Origin of the sequence: Delftia sp. K82 (genome assembly GCF_002193035.1) — a bacterium.
Taxonomy (GTDB): Bacteria; Pseudomonadota; Gammaproteobacteria; order Burkholderiales; family Burkholderiaceae_C; genus Comamonas; species Comamonas acidovorans.
Genome location: NZ_MYFL01000001.1, coordinates 1,653,016 through 1,668,983, shown reverse-complemented (window position 1 = coordinate 1,668,983; position 15,968 = coordinate 1,653,016). Strand labels below are relative to the sequence as shown.

14 protein-coding genes are annotated in these 15,968 nt (G+C 68.2%); 8 read left to right on the top strand and 6 right to left on the bottom strand.

The window, feature by feature from the left end; genetic code table 11:
• Window positions 1–21 precede the first annotated feature (21 nt).
• From KDK82_RS07220 to KDK82_RS07210, 3 genes are all read left to right on the top strand, one after another.
• A complete protein-coding gene (locus KDK82_RS07220) occupies window positions 22–1,314 on the top strand; it encodes a Zn-dependent hydrolase (RefSeq protein WP_088164408.1) in 1,293 nt (430 codons plus the stop codon).
• A gap of 254 nt (window positions 1,315–1,568) precedes the next feature.
• Complete coding sequence (locus KDK82_RS07215; RefSeq protein WP_088164407.1) at window positions 1,569–2,552, top strand: tripartite tricarboxylate transporter substrate binding protein; 984 nt, start codon at window positions 1,569–1,571, stop codon at window positions 2,550–2,552.
• 110 nt (window positions 2,553–2,662) lie between these two features.
• Complete coding sequence (locus tag KDK82_RS07210) at window positions 2,663–3,217, top strand: bacteriohemerythrin (RefSeq protein WP_256974407.1); 555 nt, start codon at window positions 2,663–2,665, stop codon at window positions 3,215–3,217.
• Window positions 3,218–3,307: 90 nt separating this feature from the next.
• Here the strand turns inward: KDK82_RS07210 and KDK82_RS07205 are convergent, their stop codons facing one another.
• The 3 genes from KDK82_RS07205 to pobA all read right to left on the bottom strand — a co-directional run bounded on the left by KDK82_RS07205 (window position 3,308) and on the right by pobA (window position 5,934).
• Window positions 3,308–3,745, bottom strand: coding sequence for a universal stress protein (locus KDK82_RS07205; protein WP_012206159.1), 438 nt, complete (start codon window positions 3,743–3,745; stop codon window positions 3,308–3,310).
• A gap of 99 nt (window positions 3,746–3,844) precedes the next feature.
• Window positions 3,845–4,627 carry a 2OG-Fe dioxygenase family protein gene (locus KDK82_RS07200; protein WP_013801915.1) on the bottom strand — a complete coding sequence of 261 codons (783 nt, stop codon included), beginning with the start codon at window positions 4,625–4,627 and terminating at the stop codon, window positions 3,845–3,847.
• A gap of 131 nt (window positions 4,628–4,758) precedes the next feature.
• The gene (gene pobA / locus KDK82_RS07195; RefSeq protein ID WP_013801914.1) at window positions 4,759–5,934 is read right to left on the bottom strand and encodes a 4-hydroxybenzoate 3-monooxygenase; all 1,176 of its coding nucleotides are present in this window, start codon (window positions 5,932–5,934) and stop codon (window positions 4,759–4,761) included.
• Window positions 5,935–6,104: 170 nt separating this feature from the next.
• Between pobA and KDK82_RS07190 the strand changes: the two genes are divergently transcribed.
• On the top strand, window positions 6,105–6,887 hold the full coding sequence (locus KDK82_RS07190; RefSeq protein WP_012206162.1) for an IclR family transcriptional regulator C-terminal domain-containing protein: 783 nt from the start codon (window positions 6,105–6,107) through the stop codon (window positions 6,885–6,887).
• 34 nt (window positions 6,888–6,921) lie between these two features.
• Here KDK82_RS07190 and KDK82_RS07185 read toward each other — a convergent pair whose 3' ends face one another.
• Window positions 6,922–7,821 (bottom strand): LysR family transcriptional regulator, encoded by a 900-nt coding sequence (locus KDK82_RS07185; RefSeq protein WP_013801913.1) that lies wholly within the window; start codon window positions 7,819–7,821, stop codon window positions 6,922–6,924.
• Window positions 7,822–8,025: 204 nt separating this feature from the next.
• On the opposite strand from KDK82_RS07185, the gene KDK82_RS07180 reads away from it, so the two are divergent.
• Window positions 8,026–9,033 carry a tripartite tricarboxylate transporter substrate binding protein gene (locus tag KDK82_RS07180; RefSeq protein ID WP_088164406.1) on the top strand — a complete coding sequence of 336 codons (1,008 nt, stop codon included), beginning with the start codon at window positions 8,026–8,028 and terminating at the stop codon, window positions 9,031–9,033.
• Between the two features lie 75 nt (window positions 9,034–9,108).
• Here the strand turns inward: KDK82_RS07180 and KDK82_RS07175 are convergent, their stop codons facing one another.
• On the bottom strand, window positions 9,109–10,251 hold the full coding sequence (locus KDK82_RS07175; RefSeq protein ID WP_088164405.1) for a DSD1 family PLP-dependent enzyme: 1,143 nt from the start codon (window positions 10,249–10,251) through the stop codon (window positions 9,109–9,111).
• Between the two features lie 11 nt (window positions 10,252–10,262).
• The gene (locus KDK82_RS07170) at window positions 10,263–10,667 is read right to left on the bottom strand and encodes a GFA family protein (protein WP_088164404.1); all 405 of its coding nucleotides are present in this window, start codon (window positions 10,665–10,667) and stop codon (window positions 10,263–10,265) included.
• Between the two features lie 110 nt (window positions 10,668–10,777).
• On the opposite strand from KDK82_RS07170, the gene KDK82_RS07165 reads away from it, so the two are divergent.
• From KDK82_RS07165 to KDK82_RS07155, 3 genes are all read left to right on the top strand, one after another.
• Window positions 10,778–11,317 (top strand): DUF6886 family protein, encoded by a 540-nt coding sequence (locus KDK82_RS07165; RefSeq protein ID WP_043825556.1) that lies wholly within the window; start codon window positions 10,778–10,780, stop codon window positions 11,315–11,317.
• Window positions 11,318–11,354: 37 nt separating this feature from the next.
• Window positions 11,355–11,702, top strand: a complete 348-nt coding sequence (locus KDK82_RS07160; RefSeq protein ID WP_088164403.1) for a low molecular weight protein tyrosine phosphatase family protein — start codon at window positions 11,355–11,357, stop codon at window positions 11,700–11,702.
• Window positions 11,703–11,867: 165 nt separating this feature from the next.
• Window positions 11,868–15,956, top strand: coding sequence for a TOMM system kinase/cyclase fusion protein (locus tag KDK82_RS07155; RefSeq protein WP_088164402.1), 4,089 nt, complete (start codon window positions 11,868–11,870; stop codon window positions 15,954–15,956).
• The last annotated feature ends 12 nt before the right edge of the window (window positions 15,957–15,968 follow it).

The following is a 15,968-nucleotide window of genomic DNA, read 5'->3' as shown; positions in this document are numbered from 1 at the left end:
CTCCAGACGCCACCGAGACCGATGACCGCCCTGCCCGCTTCCTCCGCCCCCAACCTTCCCCCCATCAACGCCGAGCGCCTGTGGCGCCGCGTGGAGACCCTGTCCACCTTCACCCTGCCCGACGTGCCGTGGACGCGCCGCGCCTTCTCCCCTGAATTCGACCAGGCCCGCGCCTGGCTGCGCGGGCAGTTCGAGGCTGCGGGCATGCAGGTCCATCTGGATGAGGGCGGCAACCTGGTGGGCCGCCTGCCGGCTGCCCCAGGCCCGGTGCAACGCGCCCCCATCTCCACCGGATCGCACTGCGACACCGTGATGATGGGCGGGCGCTTCGACGGCATCATCGGCGTGCTGGCCGGCATCGAGGTCGCGCACTGCCTGCACGAAAACGGCATCGCCCTGCAGCACCCGTTCGAGGTGATCGACTTCCTGTCCGAAGAACCCAGCGACTACGGCATCTCCTGCATAGGCAGCCGCGCGCTGTCGGGCAAGCTGGACGCCGCCATGCTGGCCGCCCGCAACCCGCAAGGCGAAACCCTTGCCGAAGGCATGCGCCGCATCGGCGCGCGGCCCGAGGCACTGGACCGCCCGCTGCGCAGCGCCGGCGGCACGGCCGCCTTTGTGGAGCTGCACATAGAGCAGGGCCCGGTGCTGGAGCAGCGCGGCCTGCCCATCGGCGTGGTGACGAACATCGTGGGCATACGCCGCGTGAGCTTCACCGTGCGCGGCCAGGCCGACCACGCAGGCACCACGCCCATGGACATACGCCAGGACGCGCTGGTGGGCGCGGCGCGCATCATCGATACAGCCAACCGCAAGGCCGCTGCGCTCAGCGGCCAACCCCACTATGTGGTGGCCACCGTGGGCCGGCTATCGCTCACGCCCAATGCCTCCAATGCCGTGCCCGGCCTGGTGGAGATGATGATGGAAGTGCGCAGCGACCACGCCGGCGTGCTGGAGCGCTTCCCCGAGGAACTTCTGGCCGAAGTCCTGCCCGGCCTGGCCGCCTTGCGCGTGCGTGCCGAGATGGCCGACGTGAGCCGCTCCCAGCCCACGGACTGCGCCGCGCCCGTCATGCAGGGCGTGAAGCAGGCCTGCGACAACCTGGGCTACGCCCACATGCGCATGCCCAGCGGCGCCGGCCATGACGCCGTCTACATGGCGCCCACCGGACCCATGGGCATGATCTTCATCCCCTGCCTCCACGGCCGCAGCCACGCGCCCGAGGAGTGGATAGAACCCGCCCAGCTGCTGGACGGCACCCGGGTGCTGTACGAGACGGTGCGCGTGCTGGACAGGCAGTTGGCACAGGGCTGAGCGCCTGGCCTGCGGCCAGGGACCAAGGCGGCATAAAATAGCCCGCTTCCCTCTGGAGCAGGCACAAGCTGCTCCTTGGTGGAAGCCCCTGTGGCACAGATTGCGGAAATCCGCCCAAATAGCGGGTTTCCCAATGCAAGATGGCGGAACCACCCTCCCCGATCATCGACAACCCACCGCATGGGCGGGCCGGCACTGCCGGTCCGCTGCGAGAAGGTTGCACCGCCCCATCAGACCCTGGAGTTTCTTCTTTCATGTTCCGCCAACTGATCACCTGCACCGCCGTGGCCGCCGCCATGGGCCTGAGCTTTTCCGCATCCGCCCAAGGTGCGGCGGCCGACTATCCGAACAAGCCCGTGCGCATGATCGTGCCCTTCCCGCCCGGCGGCGGCACCGACATCCTCGCGCGCGTGGTGTCCAACAAGCTCACCGAAGTCAGCAAGTGGACCGTGGTGCCCGACAACCGCGCGGGCGCAGGCGGCACCATCGGTATCACCGAGGCCGCCAAGGCAGCGCCCACGGGCTACGACATGGTCATGGGCCAGAAGGACAACGTGGTCCTGGGTCCCTACCTCTACAAGAACCTGCCCTGGAACCCCGTCAAGGACCTGGTGCCCGTGGCCCACGTGGCCTACACGCCCATCGTGATCGCCACCAGCGTGAACTCGCCCTACAAGACCCTGGCCGACATCGTGGCCGCTGCCAAGCAGCACCCGGGCAAGGTGACCTACGGCTCGCCGGGCAATGGCACCAGCATCCACATCTCGGGCGTGCTGCTGGAGAAGGCGGCGGGCATCCAGCTGGTGCACGTGCCCTACAAGGGCTCCAATCCGGCATTGATGGACGCGCTGGCCGGCAACGTGGACCTGCTGGTGTCCTCCGTGCCCTCGGCCATCGGCCAGATCAAGGCCGGCAAGCTTCGCGCCATCGCCGTGACCTCGGCCAAGCGCTCGTCCTCGCTGCCCGACACGCCCACGCTGGCCGAAGCAGGCCTCAAGGGCTTTGACGTGAGCACCTGGTACGGCCTGTTCATGCCCAAGGGCACGCCCACGGCCGTCGTGACCAAGGTCAACGCCGAAGTGAACAAGCTGCTGGCCATGCCCGAAGTGCGCGACGCCATCCAGACCCAGGGCGCCGAACCCCAGTCCATGAGCGTGGCCGACTTCGACAAGATGTTCCAGGCCGACTTCAAGCAGTCCAAGCAGATCGTCGAGTCCTCGGGCGCCAAGATCGAGTGACATGCCTGCGGTGCCAGGGCGGCATGCCCGGCACCGCCTGCAACGGCCAACGCCGCATTTCATTGATGCAGATCAGCCTGATCTGCATCAAGGAGCTATGTGACAGTCCCGTGAATACTTCTCCGGAAATCACCGAATTCCTGGAGAACGTCATGGCATTGCTGGTCTGGGTCCCCGAGCTGGACACCGGGATTGCAGAAATCGACCGGCAGCACCGCCGCATCGTCGATTACATCAACAAGCTCTACGAGCTGCGCTCGTCGCCCGACCGTGAGGCCCTGGGCGATGTCATCGGCGAGATGATCGACTACACCGTCTCGCACTTCGTGTTCGAGGAAAGCCTGATCGAGAGCGCCGGCTACATGTTCGCCGGCCCGCACAAGAAGGTGCACGAGCTGTTCACGCGCCGCGTGATCGAGATGCAGACCCGCTTCGATGCGGGCGAGGACGTGGCCGCCGAGCTGCACGGCATGCTCTCGCGCTGGCTGTTCAACCACATCCGCAACGAAGACACCGGCTACGTGGACTCGGCCAAGGCCTATCTGCGCATGGCGCGCGAGTCCAGTCCTGCCGCCGAGAAGGAAAGGCTCAAGAACGAAGTGCTGCAGGAGCTGGAACTGCAGCGCAAGAAAAAGGGCTGGCTGGCACGGCTGCTCAATCGCTGAGCGCCCTCTCCCCCTGCAGCGCACCAACAAAAACGGCTCCCGAGGGAGCCGTTGACGTTTCACCCGGCAAAGGGCCGAGCGGCCCGGTGATTACTCGCGCACCACCAGCACCGGCACGCGCACGGCGCCCAGCACGCGCTGGGTCACGCTGCCCAGCATCAGCTTTTCCAGGCCACGGCGGCCTTGCGAGCCCATGATGATCAGGTCGGCGCCCGTGCTCTCGAGCACGCGCACGATGCCTTCGTGCACCGCATGGCCTTCGCCCACCACGGTGGTGGCGGTGATGCCGGCCTCGTCGGTGATCTTCTTGACGGCGTCCAGCGTGGTGTTGGCCTCGGCCGTGGCCGCGCTCAGGTACTGCGACTGGCCGTAGGCGAAGTCGGCGCCCACGCCCGTGAACGGATAGGGGTCCACCACGTAGACCGCCGTCAGCGTGCTGCCAAAGGCCTTGGCCAGCTCCACGCCCTTGTGAACTGCCAGCATCGAGCTGTTGGAGCCGTCCACGGGAACCAGGATGTGCTTGAACATGCGTTTTCTCCTTTGTGCTTGGCCGCCGTCAACAATCGGGGGCGGCCGGGTCGATGAACCAAAGTGTGCGCCCATCATGCGCCAGCGTCTTGAGCTGCATCAATCCTTGCGGCGACGCGTCAGCTCCGAGCCCTGGAAACCCTGGCGGCGATAGGTCAGCACCAGGGTATCGCGCACGCCGCCCGGCTGCTCGGGCTGGATGGGCGTGGTCTCGTGGATCATGCGGGCATCGTCCAGCAGCATCACCGACCAGGGCTCGGTGAGCGTGAAGCGCTGGCCGCTGGGACCCGTGGCCTCGAAGATGCGCGTCTCGCCGCCCTTCACGCCCTCGCGCCCGACCAGGATCACGGCCACCAGATCCACGCCGTCGCGGTGCGCGCCTTCGGGCGTGGGCCGGCCAATGCCGTCCGTGGTGTCGATGCGGAACTGGTGGGACTCGATGAACCAGCGCTCGTGCTGCACATCATTGCCCTGGGCGCAGAACACCTGGTCGGACAGGCCGGCCAGCGCCAGCAGCAGCCGGCTCCAGGTGGCGCTTTGCGCCGTGGCGTCGCGCATGGGATCGAACATGCGCAGCATGCCGCCATGCAGGGCGTTGTACTCCACCGGCTGCCAGTGCGCGCGGTGCTCCACCTGCTGCAGCCCGTCCTGCCCGGCGATGAAGCAGGAATGGCGGCGGCGCCGGTAGCGCCCGCCGTCCTTCAGAAAGGCATCGGGCGGCAGCTGGGCCCAGTCGGCATCGAGCGCATGCAGCTCGGTCAATGACACGCCTGCCCAGGCCGCGAATTCATCGGGGCGCAGCACCGCATAGCCTGCGTCGCGCAGCGACTGCGCTGCATTCTGGGGGGCGATATAGGGAGGGGGAAACGTGATGTGCGCCATAACCCGACAAGCTTACTCCTCGCCCGCACCCGTCCGGGCGAGGCGGGCTGCAAATTTGCGCAATGCTGTGGCGACAGGCGCGCATCAATGCGGGCGCAGCCTCGGCGGCGCCCGGGGCCTCACACCAGCCCTCACACCAGCGGCAGCCCCACATAGTTCTCCGCCAGCGAGGTCGAGCCTGCACGGGAGTTGACGATGTAGTCCAGCTCCGCCTCCTGCACCTTGGTGTCGAAGCCGCCCGCATCGGGGAAGCGGTGCATGAGCGAGGTCATCCACCACGAAAAACGCTCGGCCTTCCAGACGCGGCGCAGGCATTGCTCGGAGTAGCCGTCGATGCCTTCGGGCGCCTTGTCGCGGTAGTACTGCGCGAAGGCGCTGGACAGGTAGCCCACGTCCGAGGCGGCCAGGTTCAGGCCCTTGGCGCCCGTGGGCGGCACGATGTGGGCCGCGTCGCCGGCAAGGAACAGGCGGCCGAAGCGCATGGGCTCGGTCACGAAGCTGCGCAGCGGGGCAATGCTCTTTTCCAGCGAGGGGCCGGTCACCAGGCGCTCGCGGGCCTCGGGGTCCAGGCGCAGGCGCAGTTCGTTCCAGAAGGCTTCGTCGCTCCAGTCCTCGACCTTTTCGGTCAGCGGCACCTGCAGGTAGTAGCGGCTGCGCGTGGCGCTGCGCTGGCTGCACAGTGCAAAGCCGCGCTCGGTCTGGGCGTAGATCAGTTCGTGCGAGACGGGCGGCGTGTCCGACAGCAGGCCCAGCCAGCCGAAGGGGTAGACCTTCTCGAAGGTGCGCACCTTGTCCTGGGGCACGCTGGCGCGGCAGATGCCGTGAAAGCCGTCGCAGCCGGCGATGAAGTCGCATTGCAGCTCATGGACCTGGCCGTCCTTCTCATAGCGCACGACGGGGCTGTCGCCATCGAAGCCCACGGGCTGCACGTTGCTGGCCTCGTAGACCGTGGTCAGGCCCTCGGCGGCGCGCACTTCCATCAGGTCGCGCGTGACCTCGGTCTGGCCGTAGACCATGACGCGCTTGCCGCCGGTCAGGCCATGCAGGTCGATGCGGTGGCGCTGGCCGCCGAACAGCAGCTCGATGCCGTCGTGCGGCAGGCCTTCTGCGCGCATGCGGGCGTCGGCACCGGCCTGCTCCAGCAGATCCACCGTGACCTGTTCGAGCACGCCGGCACGGATGCGGCCCAGCACGTAGTCGGCGCTGCGCTGCTCGATGATGACGTTGTCTATGCCTGCGCGGTACAGCAGCTGGCCGAGAAGCAGGCCGGCAGGGCCTGCACCGATGATGGCGACTTGGGTGCGCATTGATTTGTCTCCGTTGCGTTGTTCGATGTCATGGCCGGTTCATGCCATGGCCTGCGCCCAAGATTAGTTTTGAGGCAGCGCAAAGACGAGGGGCTGCAGCAGGCGTTGCGCGGTGATCGCGCAATCTGCGCGACAATCGCGCACTACCTGCATGCCCGCCCTCCCCGCCCATGAACCAGCCCTTTCCCATCGACCCGGATGACTTCATCGCCGGACTGGCCAAGGGCCTGGCCGTGCTGGAGAGCTTCGACACCGAGCGCCAGCGCCTGAACGCCACCATGGCGGCCGAGCGCTCTGGCATCACCCGCACGGCCGCGCGCCGCCATCTGCTGACCTTGACGCACCTGGGTTATCTGGAGACGGACGGCAGCCATTTCTGGCTGGCGCCCAAGGTGCTGCGGCTGTCGGGCAGCTACCTGGCCTCGGCGCGGCTGCCGCGCATCGTCCAGCCCGTGCTCTACCGGCTGGCGGCGCAGACCCAGCTGTCGTTTTCCTGCGTGGTGCGCGATGGCCACGAGGTGGTCATCGTCGCGCGCAGCGCCCTGCACGAACGCGGCCAGCGCCTCATGGCCCACGGTCTGCACCTGGGCAGCCGCCTGCCCGCCCATGCCACCTCTACGGGCCGCGTGCTGCTGGCCGCCCTGCCTGCGGCCGAGCTCAGGCAATGGCTGGCATCGCACGATCTGCGGCGCCTGACCGCCCACACGGTCACCGACAGCGCAGCGCTGGAAGGCGTGCTGGACGAAGTGCGCCGCCAGGATTTCTGCCTGGCCCTGGAAGAGCATGAGCTGGCCGTGCAGGCCCTGGCCGTGCCGCTGCGCAACATGGAGGGCCGCACGGTGGCCGCGCTCAACATCGTGACCTCGCCCCAGCGCATGGCGCCCGCCGACATGGCGGCCGAGCTGCTGCCGCTGCTGCAGGAGGCGGCGCGGGAGCTGCGGCCGCTGCTCTGAGGCCTGGCTGAACTGCCGCCGTCGCTGCAGCCGCTCAGAGCGGCGCGCACACCTGCTGGCTCAGTTCGCGCAGGGCCAGCGAGGTCTTGCGGATCAGCGGCGTGGCCTTTTTCTTGGCCGACTGCGCCAGGCACAGCGTGCTCACCACATGGGGCGATTCGATGGGAATGCCCACCAGCTCGGCATCGGTCAGGTGGCTGCGCATGGCGCTGTCGGTCAGCGCAGCGTAGCCGTAGCCGCCGCGCACCAGGTCCAGGATGGCCGGCACGCTGGACACTTCCCAGACCACGTTGAGCTTGACCTGGGACAGCGTGGCCTGCGCTTCCATCAGCTTGCGGAAGATCTGGCCGTGCTGCGGCATGATCAGCGGAAACTGCGACAGCTCGTCAAAGCGCACGCCGCTGCGCCCGCCCAGGGTGCGCGCCGGGCCGATCAGGCACAGGCGCTCTTCCAGCACGGGCGTGACCTCGATGTGCGGATGCGGCTCGGGCGTATAGACCAGGCCCAGGTCCATGCGGCCCGAGGTCAGCCATTCGGCGATGTTCATGGAAAAGCCCTCGACCACGGCCAGGCGGGCCTTGGGCATGTCCTTGCTGAACAGGTCGATCAGCGGCAGCGTCAGGCGCCGCGCCAGGCTGGGCGGCAGGCCCACCACGATGCGGCCCACGGGCTCGTCGCGCTGGCTGCCCAGATCCTCCTTGGCCAGCGCCACACGCTGCATGATGGCGTGGCCGTGCTCCAGCAGGCGGCGGCCCGCGTCGGTCAGCGTCACGCCGCGGCCGGTGCGGATGAGCAGGGTTTCGCGCAGCTCGGTCTCCAGCGCCCGCACCTGGCGGCTCAGTGCGGGCTGGGCCGTCTCCAGCAGCACGGCCGCCTTGCTGAAGCTGCCGGTCTCGGCCACATGCACAAAGGTCTCTATCTGCTGCAAATTCATGTTCTATCGTCTCCTCACTTATGCCATTTTGCTATAGCTGCTAGCGGCGGCGATGGCTAGGTGCTTTGCGGCGAACTGACACAATGCGGCGACTGGATCATCCAGCCGCTCCCGCAAGAGAGCGTAAAAAACAAGAGCGGCCCGTGCATTCCCGGCATAGGGCCAAGCCACCCAGCAAGCCCAACAGCGACTCGGAGACAAACCATGAAAGACAGCGCCTTCAGCATCAATCGCCGCCAGGCGGGCCTCGCCCTTGGCGCCCTGGCCCTGGGCGCGCTGGCGCCAGCGCGTGCCCAGTCGGGTGCCGCCGCCAACTGGCCCACCAAGCAGGTGCGCATCATCAATCCGTTCCCCGTGGGCGGCGGGCCGGACGGCACTTCGCGCCTGGTGGCCGACAAGCCGGCGCGCCTGTGGAACCAGCCCGTCATCGTGGAAAACCGCCCCGGCGGCAACGGCTTCATCGCCATCGAGGCCTTCAAGCGCGGCGCCACCGACGGCACGGACATCATCCAGCTGGACAACGTCCACCTGGCCGCCTATCCCCATCTGTTCAAGAAGCTGCCCTACAACATCGACAAGGACTTCGAGGTCGTCCTGCCGCTGTTTCGCACCTTCTTCTTCGTCTGCGTGCCGGTCAACAGCCCCTACAAGACCGTGGCCGACCTGATTGCCGACGCCAAGGCGCGCCCCGGCAAGCTGAACTACGGCTCGTGGTCCGTGGGCAACCCGGTGCACCTGGGCTCGGCCCTGCTGGAGTCGCTGACAGGCACCAAGATGGAACACGTCATCTACAAGGAAACCAGCCAGCTGTACACCAGCGTGGCCACGGGCGAGCTGGCCTTTGCGCTGGGCTCCTCGGGCACGGCCGGCCCGCTGATGCGTTCGGGCAAGCTGCGCTTCCTGGCCGTGCTGGCACCCCACCGCCTCAAGGGCTACGAGGATGTGCCCACCGTGGCCGAATCGGGCGGCCCGGCCGACGCCGTGGTCACCGGCTGGAATGCTTTTGCCGTCTCCAAGTCCACGCCGCCCGCCGTGGTCGAGAAGATCCGCCAGGACACCATGAAAGTCCTGCGCGAACCCGACATCCAGCCCAAGTTCCAGACCTTCGGCTACGAGAACTACTTCCCCACGCCCGAAGAGTTCAAGGCCTTCATCGTCGAAGAGAACAAGCGCTTTGGCGACGTGATCCGCCGCGCCAAGATCGAGCTGTAAGCCACAGGCCACAGCAGGCCGCAGACGCAAAAAAGCCGCCGCGCCGCAAGGCCGGCGGCTTCTTTCATGCCGTCTTCAGCGCGACAGCCCGCGCGCCGCAATCGGCCACAGCGCGTGCACCACGCCGTCGTGCAGCACCACCAGCTCGTCGTGCAGGTTGAATGTCGGGTCCACATGGGAGGGCAGCAGCTGCAGCACGCTGCCCAGCGCCGGCGCCTGGGCGCCCGGCTCCACGCGCACCACGCTGTGCTCGTCGTTGATGGCCACGCAGCGCAGGCCCGGCGTGCCGTAAATGGCAGGCGGCCCGCATTCGGCCGAGGTGGACTTCAGGCCCACGTCCAGGATGACGCGGTCCGGCGCGGGCGTGCTCATCACCGTGGACAGCAGGAACAGGCTGCTGCGAAAGGCCAGCGCCCCGTCCCACTCGTTGGCGCCGTAGTCGCCATCCATGAAGGCATAGGAGCCCGGCTGCAGCTCGGTGTAGACGCCGCTGGCCGCGTCGAACTCCACGCTGCCCGTGCCGCCACCCGTGATGGTGCGGCAGGCCATGCCGTTGTCGCGCAGCAGTTGCGCGCATGCCGCCGCCTGGCGCGCCGCCTCCCGGCAGACCTGCGCACGCTCTTCGCGGCTGCGCCGGTGCTGCACCGCGCCGTGGTAGGCCTGCAGGCCCGCGAAATTCACGCCCGGCAGGTCGTGCGCCTGCCGCGCCAGGGCCAGCACGGCCTCGGCGCCCGTGACGCCGCAGCGGCCCTGGCCCACATCCACCTCCACCAGCACGTCGATCTCCACGCCCGCCTGCGACATGGTCTCGGACAACTGCACCAGGTTGGCCGCGTTGTCCACGCACACGGCCATGCGCGCCGTGCGCGCCAGCCGGGCCAGCAGCGCGTGCTTGGCTGGTCCCACCACCTCGTTGCTGATCAGGATGTCGCGCACGCCGGCCGCCACAAAGGGCACGGCCTCGCTCACCTTCTGGCAGCAGATGCCGCGCGCGCCCAGCGCCAGCTGGCGCAGCGCGATCTGCGGGCACTTGTGCGCCTTGGCATGCGGGCGCAGCGCCACGCCGTGGCGGTCGGCCCAGTCCTGCATGGTGCGCAGGTTGGCGTCGAAGACGGTCAGGTCCAGCGCCAGGCTGGGTGTATCGACCCGGTCGAGCGGATCGCCGGGCCGTGCGGCAGGCTCCATTGCCAGGCCGCTGGAGTCATCGTGCAGGGGCATGGGGCTGTGCCTCATTCCTGCGGGGGCGCGTATTGGGCGATGACCTCGGCCTCGGTCATGGTCGGCGTCTGGTTGGCGAAGTCGTAGTAGCCGGGCTTCTTGTCGATGTAGATCTGCGTGGCCAGCTCGAAGTCCTGCGACTCGAAGGCCCCGGCCGGCACAAAGTACTCGCCCGTGGCGTGCAGCCGGTAGTACAGGTGCGTGCCGCACTGCCTGCAGAAAGCGCGCTCGGCCCATTCGGAGGATGCATAGGTGCCGATGTTCTCGCCGCCCTCGAACTTCACATCGGGCCCGCAATGCACGGTCAGCATGGGGCCGCCGCCCCAGCGCCGGCAGTATCCACAGTGACAGGCCCCGATTTCCCGGGCCTGGGGAGAGACAAAGCTGACTGCGCCGCAAAGACAGTGACCGTTCATGGTGCGTGGACCTTTCCGTGGGTTGCAAGTAGCTGTGATTATTCACAGGTGCCGCGCATCATAGGCGATGGCGCAGCACCTGCAAACCGCGGCGCCCTACACTGCGCGCCATGCAGCTTTTTCACTTCAGCGAAGACGGAGATATCCGGCAATTCCAGCCCCGCCCGGTCCTGAAGGCGGCACCCCGCCGCCAGGGGCAGGAGTGGCTCAACGGCCCCCTGGTGTGGGCCATCGCCCAGACGCATCAGCGGCTGTACCTGTTTCCGCGCGAATGCCCGCGCATCGTCATATGGCCGCACGAGCACAGCACCAGCGAAGACAGGGCCCAATGGCTGAACGCCCTGCCCGATGGAGCGCTGGCCGTGGCCTATGTGGAGACCGCCTGGGCCGCGCGCCTGCAAGCGGCCCGGATACACCGGTACGAGCTGCCAGCCGATACGTTTGAAAGTCTGGAGGACGCCGGCATGTACGTCAGCCGGCAGGCCGTGCAGCCCCTGCGCCGGGACCTGCTGGTCGATCTGCCGCAAGCGCTAGCGGAATGCGGCACCGAGCTGCGCATCGTCGATTCGCTGCAGCCGCTGCGCGGCGTTTGGGACAGCTCGCTGCATGCCAGCGGCATACGGCTGCGCAATGCGGCCAGCTGGGCCTGAGAGCACTTGCATTCAAAGACCAACGCCTCTTTCCAACATGCCCCGCAATGACAACCGCCTCAAGGTCCTCTTCGTCTGCAGCCGCAACCAGTGGCGCAGCCCCACGGCAGAGCAGGTCTGGCGCAGGCACCCTGCCCTGCTGGTGCGCTCGGGCGGCACCAGTGCGGGCGCCCGCCACCGCGTGTCGGCCGACGATGTGGCCTGGGCCGAGGTGATTCTCGTGATGGAGGAAAGGCACCAGACCCGCCTCAAGGCCGATTTCGGCCGGCTGCTGGCGCAAAAGCGCGTGCATGTGCTCGATATCCCTGACGAGTACCGCTACATGGACCCCGAGCTGGTGGACATGCTGCAGACCGCCGTCAGCGCACTGCTGCAACTGGACTGAGCACCGGACGCCACGGCGACGGCAACCATAGGCAAGCACGTAGGCAAAAACAGTCAATTGCATTCGGACGTACGCTATAGTAACGAACGGTATCAAAAGCACGGTCTGCCGTATGACAAATGGACGACTGGATACCCTCCAGGAGGACCCCCAACCGAGGCTGAAATGCACGATGCCATCACCAACCCCACGCAAGCTGCGGTGACCCCGGTGGCGCCAGCCCCCCTGGAAATACCCGATTACGAACTGCTGGAAACCTTGGGATCGGGTGGCTACGGCACCGTCTACCGTGCGCGACACCGGCGCACAGGTGCATCGGTGGCCATCAAGGTCGTCAGGCTGCAGGAAGGCGGCCGCCAGGTGGAGCGCTTCCACCGCGAGACCATGCTGTGCGCGTCCCTGCACCATCCGCACATCGTCCAGTTGCTGGACAAGGGCGAGCAAGGCGACTGCGTCTACGGCGTCTTCGAATATGTGCCGGGCGAGACCCTCAAAAGCCTGATCCGCCGCCAGGGCGTGCTGACTGCCGCCGAGGCCGGCCGCCTCATGGCCGAGGTGCTCGATGCGCTGGACTGCGCGCATGCCGCCGGCATCGTGCACCGCGACCTCAAGCCCGACAACGTGATGGTCACCTCCACGGGCGCCGTGCGGCACGCCATGGTTCTGGACTTCGGCATCGGCACCGTCATTCCGCAGTTTGCCGGCCCGCAGGTCTCTCAGCTCACCATGGGCGACGAGTGCCTGGGCACGCCGGCCTACAGCGCCCCCGAGCAACTGCGCGGCGAGCCGCCCAGCGCACGCACCGACCTGTATGCCTGGGGACTGATGTTCCTCGAATGCCTGACGGGCACGCCCGCCGTGCAGGGCGCCTCGGTGGCCGAGATCGTGCACCGCCAGCTCAGCCCGCAGGAAGTGCAGCTGCCGCCCGCCATCTCCACCCACCCCATCGCCACCTTGCTGCGCAAGGCGCTCAAGAAGCGGCCAGCGGAGCGCAGCGACTCGGCGGCGGCCCTGCTCAGGGACCTCATGCGCGTGCGGCTGGACGATCTGGTGGGCCAACTGCCCGCCGCCGCCCAGGTGCAGCAGGCGGACCTGACACGCACCGTGGCCACCACACGCGTGTTCTCCGAAGTGCGCCAGCTCACCGTGCTGTGCTGCAGCGTCTCCCTGTGGCCGGGCAGCGACACCCACGGCATGGACAGCGCGGCACGCACCGCAGGCCAGCCCTCGCAGGGCCTGAACATCGAAGACATCGAACTGCTGCAGCGCGAAGAGCTCACGCTGTTCTCCGACGTTGCCACCCGGCGCGGAGGCATGCTGGCGGGCACGCTGGGCGACCGCATGCTGGTGCTCTTCGGCTACCCGCACACCAGCGACACCGATGCCCGCCAGGCCGGCATGACGGCGCAGGAGCTGCTGACGCTCAGCCGCAGCCGCGCGGCCGCCATCGAGCAGGTCCACGGATTGCACCTGGGAATCCGCATGGGCCTGCACACCGGCATGGCCGTGGTGGTCGGCGGCGAAGCACCCTCGGGCCATGCCGTCAACGTGGCCATGCGGCTGGAGGCCATCGCCGATGCGGGCACCCTGCTGGCCAGCGAAAGCAGCCATCGCCTGCTGGCCCGCCATGCGCGCTTCGAGAAGGCCGGCAGCCTGCGCCTGCCCGGCCAGCCCACGGGCATGCAGACCTATCGCCTGGAGCTGGAACAGCCGGCCGAGCTACTGCAGGGACCTGTGTCCGATGCGGCCTTGCAGTGCATAGGCCGCGAACCCGAACTGCAGCGCCTGCACGACGCATGGGCGCGGGCCCGCGAAGCTGGGGGCAATGCGCTGTGGATTCGCGGCGAGCCAGGCATCGGCAAATCCTGCCTGGCCGACATGCTGCTCGTCCACGCCAGGACACAGGGCGCGAACACCGTGGTGCTGCAATGCCAGCCTGAGCACCGCAACACTGCGCTGACCCCTTTCCTGGGCCTGATACGGCAGCGGCTGGAGGCGGCCGATCCCCCGCAGGACCACCGCGAGCAGATGCGCGAAGCCCTGCGCGCCGCAGGCTGCGATGCCGAGGCCGCCCTGCCCATTCTGTGCGCCTGGCTCTCGCTGCCCCTGGGCGACTGCGAGCCCAGCCGCATCTCGGCCGTCATGCAAAGGGCGCTTCTGCTGCAGTCCACGGCGCAATGGCTGCTGCACATGTCCGAAGCCGAGCCCCTGCTGCTGGTCGTCGAGGACGTGCACTGGGCCGACCCCACCAGCATCGAACTGCTGGAGCAACTGGTATCGCGCCTGCCCGGGCGGCGCGTGCTGCTGGTGCTCACGGCGCGTCCGCAGTGGCAGCCGCCCGAAGGCCTGCAGGCCCAGTGCGTGGACGTACGGCGCCTGGAAGACGCGCAGGCCACCGAGCTGGCCCGCCAGACGCTGGCGCCGCGCAGACTCAGCCCCGCCGTGATCCGCCACGTGGTGGAGCGCACCGACGGCGTGCCGCTGTTCATCCAGGAAATGGCGCGCATGCTGCTGGACGCCCACCTGGTGGAGCAGGACGGCGTCTGGGACTTTCGCCATGCCGGGCTGCCGGCCGCCATTCCGCTGACCCTGCGCGACTCGCTGGTCAGCCGCTTTGACCGCATCGGCCCTCTCAAGCCGCTGCTGCAACTGGCCGCCACCATGGGCCGGCACTTCGACTTCGGTCTGCTGTGCGCCTGCGTGGAACGCCCTCAAGGCGAGGTCGAGCAGGAACTGGCGCAACTGGGTCAGGCCGGCCTGGTCATTGCCGATGAACGTGCGGGCGCCGGCGCCTTCATGTTCCGCCACGCGCTGATCCGCGACACGGCCTACGAATGCATGCTGGCATCGCAGCGCCGGCTGCTGCACCGCGACGTGGCCCTGGCCCTGATGCAGCACCAGCCCCAGCGCGTTGCCGCAGAACCCGCAGGCGTGGCCCAGCACTGGGCAGACGCGGGCGACCATGCCCAGGCCGTGGCGCTTGCGGTGCGGCAGTTGCGCATCACGCAGCTGCGCTCGCTCAACGATGAAACCATTGCCTACGCGCGCCACATTGACGACTGGCTGCACCAGCTCCAGGGCGTGGCCCAGCGCGAGGCGCGGCTGGACGTCAACAGCTACGTGACCCAGGCGCTGATGAACAAGCACGGCTGGGCCCATGCCCAGGTGGTGGAAAGCATCGCGCTGTCGCAGGAGCTGCTGGCCGGCCCCGGCGCCAACGCGGTGGCCGACTACAAGCAGGTGCAGCACCTGTGGATGCTGATCACCTACCACCACGTGGCCAGCAACCGCGAGGAAGTGCGCCAGCTCAGCCACCGCCTGCTGGAGCAGGCCGTGCGCCAGAAGGACACGGGCGTGCTGGTGGCCGCGCAGACCTACCTGGGCCTGGCCCACTACTCCGACGGCCGATTCGAGCAGGCCGAAGAAGCGCTGACCGACGCCATCACCCGCTACGACCCAGTGGCCCATGCCCACCATGCGGCCGAGTTCGGCTTCGACACGCGCGTCTGGGCCACCTGCGGGCGTGCCCTGGTGCGCTGGTTCGCCGGCTTCGACCAGGCCGCGCTGGCCGACGCGAACGACGCCGTGCGCCTGGCGCACGAGGTCTCGCACATCCCCTCCCTGAGCATGGCCCTGCTCTACCAGGCCCTGGTCCACCAGGCACGTGGCGACAAGGAAAGCGCCTTGGGCACCACGGGCGAGCTGCTGGACATCACGGCCCGCTACGGCCTGCCCGCGTTCTCGGGCTATGCGGACATCATCCGCTGCTGGGCGCTGGGTGACAACGCAGGCAGCGCCAGCGCCGAGGGCATTGAACGCGCCAGCGGCACGGCGCAGCTGCTCTGGGACATGGGCTGCCGCTACTGCCAGACCTACTACCGCTCCTTCGTCGCCGAAATGCTGGCGGCCAGCGGGCGCTGGGCCGAGGCCCTGGACAAGATCGACGAATGCCTGCGCCTGGCCGACGTGCTGGACGAGCGGCTGCACAGCAGCGAGCTGCACCTGAAGAAGGCCCGCTTCCTGCTGGCCATGGGCGCCGACCACGCAGCCGTGCAGGACAGCCTGGCCCGGGCGGCAGGGACTGCGCGCACCGCCGGCAAGTACCGCACCGAAACCGAGGCACTGGCCCTGTCGCAGGCCCTGGCACCCGCCAGGCCGGACGTGGCCGCGCGCCTGAGTGAGCTGGCCGCGCTGCGGCCTGAACTGTCCGTGCTCCTGTCAGGGCCCCTGCCCGGCCAGGCGCATTTTTCTTGAACCGAGGATGAA

Bases quoted from the DNA above. Each gene is read 5' to 3' on its own strand.
- KDK82_RS07220 (WP_088164408.1), top strand. From the start codon at position 22: ATGACCGCCCTGCCCGCTTCCTCCGCCCCCAACCTTCCCCCCATCAAC.
- KDK82_RS07215 (WP_088164407.1), top strand. From the start codon at position 1,569: ATGTTCCGCCAACTGATCACCTGCACCGCCGTGGCCGCCGCCATGGGC.
- KDK82_RS07205 (WP_012206159.1), bottom strand. From the start codon at position 3,745: ATGTTCAAGCACATCCTGGTTCCCGTGGACGGCTCCAACAGCTCGATG.
- KDK82_RS07200 (WP_013801915.1), bottom strand. From the start codon at position 4,627: ATGGCGCACATCACGTTTCCCCCTCCCTATATCGCCCCCCAGAATGCA.
- pobA (WP_013801914.1), bottom strand. From the start codon at position 5,934: ATGCGCACCCAAGTCGCCATCATCGGTGCAGGCCCTGCCGGCCTGCTT.
- KDK82_RS07190 (WP_012206162.1), top strand. From the start codon at position 6,105: ATGAACCAGCCCTTTCCCATCGACCCGGATGACTTCATCGCCGGACTG.
- KDK82_RS07185 (WP_013801913.1), bottom strand. From the start codon at position 7,821: ATGAATTTGCAGCAGATAGAGACCTTTGTGCATGTGGCCGAGACCGGC.
- KDK82_RS07180 (WP_088164406.1), top strand. From the start codon at position 8,026: ATGAAAGACAGCGCCTTCAGCATCAATCGCCGCCAGGCGGGCCTCGCC.
- KDK82_RS07175 (WP_088164405.1), bottom strand. From the start codon at position 10,251: ATGCCCCTGCACGATGACTCCAGCGGCCTGGCAATGGAGCCTGCCGCA.
- KDK82_RS07170 (WP_088164404.1), bottom strand. From the start codon at position 10,667: ATGAACGGTCACTGTCTTTGCGGCGCAGTCAGCTTTGTCTCTCCCCAG.
- KDK82_RS07165 (WP_043825556.1), top strand. From the start codon at position 10,778: ATGCAGCTTTTTCACTTCAGCGAAGACGGAGATATCCGGCAATTCCAG.
- KDK82_RS07160 (WP_088164403.1), top strand. From the start codon at position 11,355: ATGCCCCGCAATGACAACCGCCTCAAGGTCCTCTTCGTCTGCAGCCGC.
- KDK82_RS07155 (WP_088164402.1), top strand. From the start codon at position 11,868: ATGCACGATGCCATCACCAACCCCACGCAAGCTGCGGTGACCCCGGTG.